Raw genomic sequence first — 10,585 nt, 5'->3', positions numbered from 1 at the left:
GTCAGATGTGTAAAAGAGACAGGTGCAGGACTTCGCCCGCCGCACCTTCATCCCCGACCGCCAGGTGGTGGTGAACTTCTCGCCCTTCGCCGGCTGAAGCCCCGCCCGGCCAGGGTGGGGGCGGGCAGGGGAGCGCCCGGGCTTCACGGAGTGTCCCATCCCACCCACGGCCTCCCACCTCTCGGAACCTTCCAGGGCGTACGGGATGTGGGACTTAGCAGTATGTCCGCAGTCCGCTATCCTGCGACCCGCGGCGGATCAGCGGATTTTTCCGCCCGAGCATCGGGGGGCTCCTCGTGGGGCCCGCGGAAGGAAGGCGACATGTGTTGGCGCAGCAGGCCCTGCTTCAAGTTCCGGGCTCTGGCCGGAGTCTGTGGCGAGAGGCCGAATGGCTCGGGGACCGCTCACGGTAGGGAGGGCGCCCGGTGCGTCTGAAGCTGAAGCTGAAGCTGATGCAGAAGATGATGGCGGTTCCCGCGGTGGCCGCGGTGTTCCTCGTCTCCATCCTCGTGGTCTTCGTCACGCTGGGGGTGATGTCGGGGAAGGTCTACGAGCGCATCAACTCCTCGCATGTGCCCACCATCGAGCTGAGCCGCGAGATGCACCTGCGCTACCCGGGGCTGCACCGCGGCGTCATGGCCGAGGTGAATCGCAAGGCCGAGGGTGGACTGGAGCCGCTGCGCACCGAGGTCACCGAGCTGCAGGAGAAGCTCGACCAGGCGCGCACCGTGCCGGGCGCGAACGTGGAGCGGACGGACACGCTCAAGGCCGACCTCGCCGCCTACTGGCGCAACGCGGAAGCCGCGCTGGCGCTCGCGGTGAAGGGTGACGCCGGGGCGGAGGCCGCGCGCGCGAAGCTGGAGTCGTCCTTCCAGGCGCTGAACACGGCGCTGAAGCAGGCGGCGGAGGACGACGCCCGGAACATCGCCATCTCCTATGACGAGGTGAAGGGGCTGCACATCACCATGCAGGTGCTCGTCACCGTGCTGGTGCTCTTGGGCATCGCCCTGACGGTGGGGCTGGCGCTCTGGGTGCACCGCGAGGTGACGGTGCCGCTGGGGAAGCTGACGTCGGTGGCCACGCGCATCGCGCAGGAGGGCGACCTGTCGCAGCCCATCGACGCGAGCTCGCAGGACGAGGTGGGCGAGCTGGCGCGCGGCTTCCAGGTGATGGTGACGCGGCTGCGCGACGTGCCGAACACCATCTCCTCGGTGGTGGCGGACCTGTCCGCGGCGGCCGGGCGGCTGACGCAGGCCAGCCAGGACCAGGTGACCTTCCTCACCAACCAGTCCCGCAGCCTCACCGAGGCGAGCACCACCATCGCGGAGATTGCCCAGACGTCCAACATGGCCGCCAGCCGCGCGGAGATGGTGCTGAAGGTGGCCGCCCAGGCGGACGCGTTCAGCGCGTCGGGCCAGCAGTCCATCGAGAAGAGCGCCGAGGGGCTCCAGCAGATCCGCCAGCGGGTGGGCGCGCTGGTGGGCAGCATCGGGCACCTGAGCGACCAGGCGGTGCACGCGGGCGAAATCATCAGCAGCGTGAAGGACCTGGCGGACCAGTCCAACGTGCTGGCGCTGAACGCGGCGATTGAAGCGGCGCGCGCGGGCGAGGAGGGCCGGGGCTTCGCGGTGGTGGCGCGCGAGATGCGCTCGCTGAGCGGTCAGTCGCTGCAGAGCACGCAGCGCATCGGCAAGATTCTCCTGGAGATCAATCAGGCCATCCGCTCGACGGTGTCGATTGCCGAGGGTGACAGCCAGAAGATGGAGGAGGGCATCGAGCAGGTGCTCGCCTCGGCGAACACGCTGAGGGAAATCACCACGGTGGTGCAGGAGAGCAGCCAGGCCGCGCGGCAGATTGTCGCCTCCGTCACCCAGCAGAACGCCGGCATCGCGCAGATGACCGAGGTGATGACGCAGCTGTCCGCGATGATGGCGGACGTCGTCACCGCGACGATGACCGCCGAGGAGGCGGTGACGCAGATCAACGCCTCGCTGGGTCAGCTCACCGAGCTGTCCACGTCGTTCCGCGCCTGAGCCGTGCCGGGGCCGGGTGGGTGCCACCATCCTGGGTGGCACCCCGGCCCGTCGGAGGCTTTCGCGCTCGCCTCACGCGGACTTCAGGGGCCCTCGGGGCCCGGGTTGCCGTTGCCGCTGTCGGCGACGTAGCGCCACTGCCCATCCGGCTGCCTGCGCCAGACGGAGAGGTACTTGATGTACGAGGTCCCCGGCTTGCCGTCCTGTCCGGGCGAGATGGAGACGGCGCGGCCCACGGTGTAGGCCATGTCTCCCGAGCTGGCGGCGCCGCCAAGCTTCGGCTCCCAGCGCAGCTCCACCTTGTCGCGGGTGATGGGCGCGTACCCGCTGACGACGGCCTCCTGACCGAAGAAGCCGGTGGGCCCGCTGGGAATCACGGCGTTGGGCGCGGCCCAGGCCCCGAAGGCGATGCCCATGCCCTCGCGCACGGACTGGTCGGAGAACGCGGAGTCGGCGGCGAACGCCTCGGCGAGCACGTCCGATGGAGCCGCGGGCGTGACCTGGGGCGCTCCGGCGGCGGTGACGGAGAACGTGGGGGGCACCTTGAGCGGACCGGGGGAGCGGCCGTACACGGCGGCCGCGAGGCGCCACGGCCCGTCCGGCGTCCGCGTCCAGACCGTGAGGTAGCGCTGGTAGCGCTTGCCGGGCTTGAGCTTGGGCGGTGCGTCCGCCGAGGCGGGAGGCGCGGACTGCGCCGTGGCGGAGCCCGTCGTTCCCGTCGGCGCCGCGCCCGTCCCACCGGGAGCGGCGGACACGGTCGAGTCGAGCAGCACGTGGCCCACCGTGTAGCCCATGCGCCCGTCCGCGCTCACGTCCCAGACCAGCGCCTCGGCGCTCAGCACGCCGTCCCGCTCCAGCGGCTCGGCGGAGAGCCGCGCGCGAATCTCTCCCGGGCCGCGCAGCGTGTAGTGCCCATCCAGCAGCAGCAGGGCGTCCTCGGCGGCGGAGGAGGCGATGCCCTCGGCGGAGCCCTGCTTCGCCATGGCATCGGCCATCGCGGCGTCGGCGGCGCGCAGCGTCTCGCGCACCTCTTCATGAGACAGCGGCGCCTTCGCCGAGGCGGCGGCTGCCTCTTCCGAGGCCGGCGAACGAGCACCCGCGCCAGGACCGGCGCAGGCCGTGGTGACCAGTGACACGAGGATGGCTCCCGCGAGCTGTTGCTTCATGGCTGATTCCCTCCCTCTCGAAGTCTTCCTGTCATTCGCCCTGCATCAGTCCGGTGACGCGGCCGTCATCGTGGACGGTGACGCGGCGGGCGGCCGGCTCGCGAGGCAGGCCGGGCATGGTGAGGATGTCGCCGGTGAGCGCCACCATGAAGCCGGCGCCAGCGGACAGCCGCACCTCGCGCACGGTGAGCGTGAAGCCGCGAGGCCGTCCCACCTTCGTCGGGTCATCCGAGAGCGACAGGTGCGTCTTCGCCATGCACACCGGCAGCTCCGCGCCGCCCAGCTCGCGCACCGTCTGCAGGTCCTTCATCGCCCCCGCGGTGAACACCACGTCCTCCGCGCCGTACACCGTGCGGGCAATCGCGCGCACCTTCTCCTCGGGAGACTGCGACAGCTCATAGAGGAAGCGGGGCCGCGGCGGCGCGGCATCCGTGCGGTCCAGCATCTCCAGCACCCGGTCCGCCAGCTCCAGCGAGCCCTCGCCGCCGCGCGAGAAGCCCTCGCACACGGCCGTCTCCACCCCGCGCGCCTTGCCGAACGCGCGCAGCTCGTCCAGCTCCGCCTCCGTGTCCTGCGGGAAGCGGTTGACGCACAGCACGGCGGGCAGGCCGAACGCGGCCACCGACTCCAGGTGCTTCTCCAGGTGCGCGAAGCCGCGCACGAGCGCCTCGCGGTCCGGCTCCGCCACGCGAGCGGCCGCCGCGCCGCCGTGGTGCTTCAGCGCGCGCAGCGTCACCACCAGCATCACGCCCCGGGGCCACAGGCCCGTGCTGCGGCACTTGATGTCGAGGAACTTCTCCGCGCCCAGGTCGAAGCCGAAGCCGGCCTCCGTCACCACCTCGTCCGCGTAGGCCAGTCCCATCCGCGTGCCCATCACGGAGCTGCACCCGTGCGCGATGTTGCCGAAGGGCCCCGCGTGCACCAGCGCCGGGCCGCCCTCAGGCGTCTGCGCGAGGTTGGGCATCAGCGCGTCCTTGAGCAGCGCCACCATGGACGCCGCCGCGTCCACGTCCCGCGCGCGCACCGGCTTTCCGTCCGGCGAGTGGCCCACGACGATGCGGCCCAGCCGGGCTTCCAAATCCTTGAGGCCCTCGGCCAGCGCGAGGATGGCCATCACCTCGCTGGCGGCGGTGATGTCGAAGGCGGCCTCGCGCGGCACGCCGTGCGCCTTGCCGCCCAGGCCGACGATGACGTTGCGCAGGAACCGGTCGTTCATGTCCATGGCGCGCCGCCAGCGCACGCGCGTGGAGTCGATGGCCACCGGCTGGCCGTAGTACACGGCGTTGTCCACCAGCGCCGCGAGCAGGTTGTTCGCGGTGGTGATGGCGTGCAGGTCGCCGGTGAAGTGCAGGTTGATGTCGGCCGCGGGCTCCAGGCTGGCCTGCCCGCCGCCGGTGCCGCCGCCCTTCACGCCGAAGACGGGACCGAGGGACGGCTCGCGCAGGGCGGCCACCGCGCGGCGCCCGCGCTTGCGCAGGCCCATGGCCAACGCCACCGACATGGTCGTCTTCCCCTCGCCCGGGGGCGTGGGGTTGATGGCGGACACGAGCACCAGGCGACCCTGCTTGCCGCCCTGGGTCTTGAGCGCGTCCAGCGACACCTTCGCGCGGTGGGTGCCCCACGGGAGCACGTGCTCGGGAGACAGGCCCAGCTCGGCGCCCACTTCGGTGATGGGTCTCAGCGTCATGCCGGGACTCTCGGCGCGACGGGGGCACGGGTCAACGATTGTGGTGCGCGGTGGAGCCCGCGCGGTCCCGGGTCCGTGTGGCACGGCCCTGGACGTCACGGCCTCAGGAGACCCGCCCCGCCTCGCGGAACCACGCCACCTCGTCGGCGAGCGTCTGGGTCAGCGGCCGGAAGCTCGCGCCCAGCTCCGCGCGGGCCTTCTTCGCGCTGACGGTGTTGCGGGCGTGCATGGTGCTCACGCCCTCCACGGTCATCACCGTGCTCTTCCCGCTCAGCCGCGCCCACAGCTCGGAGGTGGCGGCCACGCCCAGCACCAGGGGGTAGGGGAGCTTCTTCGGAGGCTTCCGCCCCGAGAGCGCCGCCAGCTCCCGCGTCACGTCCACCAGCGAGGCGTACTCTCCGGACAGGATGTACCGCTCCCCCGCGCGGCCCTGCTCCGCCACGCGCAGCATGCCGTCCGCCACGTCGCGGGCATCCGCCACGGAGGCGCCGCCCTCGAAGACGCCGGGCAGCTTGCCCTGGAGGAAGTCCAGCACCAGCTGCCCGCTCCCCGTGGGCGCCGCGTCGTACGGGCCGAACATCCACCCCGGCAGCACTTCCATCACCTCCATGGGACGCAGCTCGGGCGCGAGCGCATGGAGGCGCTCGCTCGCGACCACCTTGCTGCGCGAGTACAGGTTGGTCCGCGCCAGCCGGTCCGGAGGGGCGCTCTCATCCCCGGGGCCGCCGTCCTTCGCGCGGCCAATCACGCTCGACGAACCCGTGTGCACGAAGCGGCGCACTCCGGCGCGCGACGCCGCCCTCGCGAGCTGGAGGGTGGCGTGGACGTTGAGCCGCTCCAGCGCGGGCCAGTGGTCCCCGGGGCCGTAGTACTCGCGGAAGTAGGCGGCCGTGTGGAACACCACGTCGCAGCCGTCCAGCGCCGGGGCGAAGGCGTCCACGTCCTCCAAATCCCCCGACACCACCTCCGCGCCGGTGTCCCCCAAAAGCCGCCGGGCCTTCTCCGGCGAGCGGGCCAGCGCGCGCACCTCATGGCCCCGCTCCCGCAGCAGCCGCACCAGGTTGACGCCCAACAGCCCCGTGCTTCCCGTCACGAACGCCTTCATGCCGCCTCCAATCTGAACAGTGCTTAAATTAAGTAACGACACATCTGAACGGTGTCAAGATGAGCGTCCGGAGCCCGGGGGCGGTAAGGAGGGGGAAGCGATGGCGCAGCGAGGCACGGGCGAAAAGAGGCGGGCGCGGTACCACCACGGCGACCTGCGGCGGGCGCTGGTGGAGGCGGCGCTCGAGGTGTTGGCGCGGGAGGGCGCGGCGGCGCTGTCACTGCGCGAGGTGGCGCGGCGGGCGGGCGTCAGCGCGGCGGCGCCCTATCACCACTTCCCGGACAAGCAGTCACTGCTGGCGGCGGTGGCGGAGGAGGGCTTCGTCGCGCTGAACGCGGCGATGAAGCAGGCCCGGGAGGCGAGCGGCGGCTGGGCGGAGCGCCTGGAGGGGATGGCGGCGGCGTACATCCAGTTCGCGGTGAAGCACGCGGCGCACTACCGCGTCATGTTCCTGCCGGAGCTGAAGGAGCCGCGCTTCGAGGAGTACCACCGCCTGGGCACGGAGTCGTTCGAGCTGATGCGCGGCGCGGTGGCCGAGGTCCGCCCGGAGCTGTCCGAGCCGGACACGTGGGTGGTGGCGGTGTCCGCCTGGAGCGCGGTGCACGGCTTCACCTCGCTGTGGACGGAGGGGTTCCTCGGGCACAAGGCGGCGCGTCTGCCGGAGCTGGAGGGGATGGGCCGCGCGGTGGGTGCCTCCGTCGCGAGCCTCATCCTCCATGCGCCCCCCACGAAGCGCTGAGCGGGTCAGCGCTGCCGGACGAGGCGCAGCCGCCACAGCGTCAGCGGCAGGCCCACGCCGGTGCCGGCCACGAGCCACGGCCAGGCACCGGCCCGCGCCACCAGGGTGCGCACCTGAGCCGGAGCCTGCGCCACCAACAGGAACGCGGCGGTGGCGAGCACGAACACGGCGAAGCCCCGGCGCAGCGTGGCCGGTGACACGAGCCCCGCGAGCCGCCCGCCCACGACGCTGCCCGTCACCGCCGCCGCCAGCACCGCGCCGGTGAGCGCCCACGGGAGCTGGACGTGCCCCAGGTGTCCCATGAAGCCCGCGGCGCACTGGAGCGAGATGACCACCAGCGACGTCGCCGTGGCCACCGGAGTGCTCAGGCCCACCAGCGTCAGCGCGGGGACGATGAGGAAGCCGCCGCCCGCGCCCACCAGCCCTGACAGCAGGCCCACGGCCATGCCCTGCGCCAGCACTCGCGGCACGGGGAGCGTGGGTGCCTCCGGAGCGGGTGTGCTGTCGGCGCGAGGCGGCGCCTCCTTGCGCCGCAGCGTGGCCACCGCGGCGGCCACCATGACGCTCGCGAAGAGCAGCAGCAGCGCGGTGGAGGGGAGGAGCGGGTTGATGCGCCCGCCGATGAACGCGCCGGCCATGCCGCCCGCGCCGAACACGAGCGCCGTGTGCCACCGCACCCGGCCCGCCCGCGCGTGCAGCACGGCGCCACTGGCGCTGGTGACGCCCACCACCACCAGCGACATGGCGATGGCCGTGCGCGGCTCCACGCCCAGCACGTACACCAGCAGGGGCACCGTGAGGATGGAGCCGCCGCCTCCCAGCAACCCCAACAGCACGCCCACCAGCAGCGAGGCGGCGAGGCCCACGTACAGCATCACTGGGGACTCCACGGTCTCGCGACCGCGAGCAGGTCGCGGCAGTCGCGCAGCAGGCGCTCGAAGCCCGCGGGGTCCCTCATGCCCGCGGGAGGCGAGCCCTGCAGCGCGTCCAGCAGGGCGGCGAGCGTCTCGCGCGACGGGCCCTGGCCGAAGCCGGGCAGCGGGATGTCCGGCGAGACGGTGCGGTGCAGGCCGGCGAGCAGCTCGTCGAGGACCCGGTTCAGCGTGGGCGGAGAGCCCAGGTACGGGCGCACCACGGGCAGGTCCGCGGTGTTCCACGCGAGCATGCCACCGCGCAGGTTCATCACCCGCGTGAAGCCTCGTGCCACGAGCTGCACCGCCGCCTTCGCGGAGCGTGCCCCGGAGCGGCACACCAGCAGCACCTCCTCGTCATGCGGCCAGTCGATGGCCGCCTCCTTCACCGTGGCGAGCGGCACGAGCCGGGCGCCGTCGATGTGGCCGAGGAGGCCGTCGAACTCGGAGGGCTCGCGCACGTCCACCATCGGTGGCCGCGAGAAGGTCCGCATCGCGAGCTGCCGCACGTCCACGTCGCGGTAGCCGTCGGGGTGAGGGGTGGCACTGTCGAAGAGGCTGTTCATGAAAAAGCATCTCCCGTCCCGCGTCCTCGAAGAGGCGCGGGCAGGTGGGTGTGGGTTGGGGTCTCTCTGGAGTGGGGAGGAGCGGAGCGGCGTTGTGAAGCCGGCTTCAGGAGTGCGCGCGAGGCTCCGCGACCCGGCCGCACGCCCTGTTGGCGGGCACGGCCACGTCGAGCTTCTTCGGCGGCGGGAGCTTGCGGTCCTTCATGAAGGCGATGAACGCGTCCCGCGTCTTGCCGGCCAGGCGCGGGTTGTGGTTCCGCTCCTCGCCGATGGTGGACAGGGCATGGCCGGCGTAGTCGTGGCCCGGGTACACCACCGTGTCATCCGGCAGGGAGAAGAGGTGGCGGGTGATGGAGTCGTAGAGCTGGCCCGCGTCGCCATTCTGGAAGTCGGTGCGGCCGGTAGCGCGGATGAGCAGCGCGTCGCCGGTGAAGAGGCGCCCCTCGCAGAGGAAGCTGAGGCTGTCGTCGGTGTGGCCCGGCGTCTCCAGCACCTTCACCTCCAGGCCGCCCACGCGCACCACGTCGCCGTGGCCCACCTTCCGGTCCACGCACGGCGCGCCCCGTGCCGAGGCCACCACCGTGGCGCCCGTGCGCTCGCGCAGCACGGCGGCGCTGGTGATGTGGTCGGCGTGCACGTGGGTCTCCAGCACGAGGACGAGCTTCAGGCCCAGCTCGGTGAGCAGCTTCAGGTCGCGCTCCACCTGCTCCAGCACGGGGTCGATGAGCGCCGCCTCGCGCGTGGCCTCGTCCGCCAGCAGGTACGTGTACGACGAGGTCTCCGCGTCGAAGAGCTGTCGGAAGAGCATGGTGCACCTCACAGGAAGTTCTTGCGACGGGAGGTATTGCCAGCCGCGTGCCAGTCCTGGCGTACGGGAGGTCCCCGGCAGTATGCGCCGTCTTCCGCTCCCAGGGCGAGACGCCTGTCTCGAAGCACACCGTCGCCGTACGCCCGGACCGGTGCGCACGGCCGGGTGCTCCAGGGGATGAAACAGGTGAAACGCCGGATGAAACGGTGTGACGCGGCCGCTCCCAGGCGTTCGTCACGCGCCCATGTCGGGCGGTGTGTCCCGGAGCGGTGTCCTCGCGCCTATTCGCTTCCAGGCACGTCCAGGTCGCGCAGGCGGCGCCACAGCGTCACGCGGCTGATGCCGAGCAGGCGCGCTGCCTCGGAGCGGTTGCCTCCCGCCTGGGCGAGCGCGGCGCGCACCTTCTCCGCGTCCAGCAAGCTCGGCGGGCCGGCGAGCGTGGCCGGTGGAACACGGCGCGGTTCGGAGAACTCGGGCGGCAGGTCCGCCTCGCGCACCACCGGGCCTTCGCCGATGACGTAGGTGTACTCCATGACGTTGCGCAGCTCGCGCACGTTGCCCGGCCAGGTGTGTCCCTCCAGCAGGCGGCGGGCTCCGGGCGAGAAGCGCTCCACGCGCCGAGAGCCCCGCTGCCGCAGCTCGTCGAGGAAGCGCATGGCCAGCGGGAGGATGTCTCCGGGGCGCTCGCGCAGCGAGGGCAGGAAGATGGGCACCACGCGCAGCCGGTACATCAGGTCGGCGCGGAAGCGGCCGGCCTCCACCTCGCGCCGCAGGGCCCGGTGGGTGGCGGCGATGATGCGCACGTCCACGGGCACCGGCTCGCGGCCGCCCACGGGGATGACGGTGCGCGTCTCCAGGACGCGCAGCATCTTCGCCTGGAGGTCCAACGGCATCTCCGCCACTTCATCCAGGAAGAGCGAGCCCTTGTTGGCCAGCCGGAAGTGTCCCGGGCTGTCGCGCACCGCGCCGGTGAAGGCGCCGCGCACGTGGCCGAACAGCTCGCTCTCCAGCAGGTTGGGCGGGAGCGCCGCGCAGTTGATGGCGCGGAAGGGGCCCTTGCTCCGGGGCGACAGCGCATGCAGCGCGTGGGCGATGAGTTCCTTGCCGGTGCCGGACTCGCCGCGCACCAGGACGCTGGACTCGGTGCGGGCCACCTTCTCCACGATGCGGAAGATGCGCTGGAGCTCCGGGTCTCTCGTCCACACGCCGTGGAACAGCTCGGCGTTGCCCTCCGTGTCGCGCTCGGCCTCCGGCGCGACGAGCAGCGCCCAGCCGAGCCCCTTCGTCCCTTCCGTCAGCGCCACCGCGCGCACCCGCACCGGGTGCGTCCGGCTCCCCGTGCGCATGCGGGCGGACGTCTCACGTCCCTCCGTCAGCAGGGACTCCAGTCGCTCGGCGCCGCCGTGCGGGACGAGCACCTCCGTGAGCGGCGTTCCCGCGCGGACGGTGCCGCCGAGCCGCGCCTCCAGCGCGGGGGTGAGCGCGGCCACCTGCCTCCCGCCGTCGACGAGGAGCACGGGGCCCGCGAGGGCATCCAGGGCGGGAAGCACGAGTCGGGACGGAGCGGGAG

General features: G+C 72.3%; 9 protein-coding genes. 2 read left to right on the top strand and 7 right to left on the bottom strand.

Annotated features, from left to right (window positions below; all coding sequences use genetic code 11):
- The first annotated feature begins 425 nt into the window (after positions 1-425).
- Entirely contained in the window at positions 426-2,033 is a 1,608-nt protein-coding gene (locus HG543_RS46720) for a methyl-accepting chemotaxis protein (RefSeq protein ID WP_343073608.1), read from the top strand.
- A gap of 83 nt (positions 2,034-2,116) precedes the next feature.
- Here the strand turns inward: HG543_RS46720 and HG543_RS46715 are convergent, their stop codons facing one another.
- The 3 genes from HG543_RS46715 to HG543_RS46705 form a co-directional block, all read right to left on the bottom strand.
- Positions 2,117-3,199 (bottom strand): DUF4440 domain-containing protein, encoded by a 1,083-nt coding sequence (locus HG543_RS46715; RefSeq protein WP_169351448.1) that lies wholly within the window; start codon positions 3,197-3,199, stop codon positions 2,117-2,119.
- Between the two features lie 31 nt (positions 3,200-3,230).
- On the bottom strand, positions 3,231-4,886 hold the full coding sequence (locus HG543_RS46710) for a formate--tetrahydrofolate ligase (RefSeq protein ID WP_169351447.1): 1,656 nt from the start codon (positions 4,884-4,886) through the stop codon (positions 3,231-3,233).
- 103 nt (positions 4,887-4,989) lie between these two features.
- Positions 4,990-5,991 (bottom strand): SDR family oxidoreductase, encoded by a 1,002-nt coding sequence (locus tag HG543_RS46705; protein WP_169351446.1) that lies wholly within the window; start codon positions 5,989-5,991, stop codon positions 4,990-4,992.
- 100 nt (positions 5,992-6,091) lie between these two features.
- On the opposite strand from HG543_RS46705, the gene HG543_RS46700 reads away from it, so the two are divergent.
- Positions 6,092-6,730 carry a TetR/AcrR family transcriptional regulator gene (locus tag HG543_RS46700; RefSeq protein WP_169351445.1) on the top strand — a complete coding sequence of 213 codons (639 nt, stop codon included), beginning with the start codon at positions 6,092-6,094 and terminating at the stop codon, positions 6,728-6,730.
- Between the two features lie 5 nt (positions 6,731-6,735).
- Here the strand turns inward: HG543_RS46700 and HG543_RS46695 are convergent, their stop codons facing one another.
- From HG543_RS46695 to HG543_RS46680, 4 genes are all read right to left on the bottom strand, one after another.
- Positions 6,736-7,605, bottom strand: a complete 870-nt coding sequence (locus HG543_RS46695; RefSeq protein ID WP_171818438.1) for a sulfite exporter TauE/SafE family protein — start codon at positions 7,603-7,605, stop codon at positions 6,736-6,738.
- Positions 7,605-8,207 carry a rhodanese-like domain-containing protein gene (locus HG543_RS46690; protein WP_169351443.1) on the bottom strand — a complete coding sequence of 201 codons (603 nt, stop codon included), beginning with the start codon at positions 8,205-8,207 and terminating at the stop codon, positions 7,605-7,607. Before HG543_RS46690 ends, HG543_RS46695 begins: the two co-directional genes overlap by 1 nt.
- Before the next feature lie 106 nt (positions 8,208-8,313).
- Positions 8,314-9,015, bottom strand: a complete 702-nt coding sequence (locus HG543_RS46685; protein ID WP_169351442.1) for an MBL fold metallo-hydrolase — start codon at positions 9,013-9,015, stop codon at positions 8,314-8,316.
- A 281-nt stretch (positions 9,016-9,296) separates the two neighbouring features.
- Positions 9,297-10,565: a sigma-54 interaction domain-containing protein gene (locus HG543_RS46680; protein ID WP_343073609.1), complete on the bottom strand. Its 1,269-nt coding sequence runs from the start codon at positions 10,563-10,565 to the stop codon at positions 9,297-9,299.
- Between the last annotated feature and the right edge of the window lie 20 nt (positions 10,566-10,585).

Origin of the sequence: Pyxidicoccus fallax (genome assembly GCF_012933655.1) — a bacterium.
GTDB classification, from domain to species: domain Bacteria; phylum Myxococcota; class Myxococcia; order Myxococcales; family Myxococcaceae; genus Myxococcus; species Myxococcus fallax.
The sequence above is the reverse complement of the archived record's forward strand: the minus strand, read 5'-3'. Positions and strand labels throughout refer to the sequence as shown.

Bases quoted from the DNA above. Each gene is read 5' to 3' on its own strand.
- HG543_RS46695 (WP_171818438.1), bottom strand. From the start codon at position 7,605: ATGCTGTACGTGGGCCTCGCCGCCTCGCTGCTGGTGGGCGTGCTGTTG.
- HG543_RS46700 (WP_169351445.1), top strand. From the start codon at position 6,092: ATGGCGCAGCGAGGCACGGGCGAAAAGAGGCGGGCGCGGTACCACCAC.
- HG543_RS46715 (WP_169351448.1), bottom strand. From the start codon at position 3,199: ATGAAGCAACAGCTCGCGGGAGCCATCCTCGTGTCACTGGTCACCACG.
- HG543_RS46685 (WP_169351442.1), bottom strand. From the start codon at position 9,015: ATGCTCTTCCGACAGCTCTTCGACGCGGAGACCTCGTCGTACACGTAC.
- HG543_RS46710 (WP_169351447.1), bottom strand. From the start codon at position 4,886: ATGACGCTGAGACCCATCACCGAAGTGGGCGCCGAGCTGGGCCTGTCT.
- HG543_RS46690 (WP_169351443.1), bottom strand. From the start codon at position 8,207: ATGAACAGCCTCTTCGACAGTGCCACCCCTCACCCCGACGGCTACCGC.
- HG543_RS46705 (WP_169351446.1), bottom strand. From the start codon at position 5,991: ATGAAGGCGTTCGTGACGGGAAGCACGGGGCTGTTGGGCGTCAACCTG.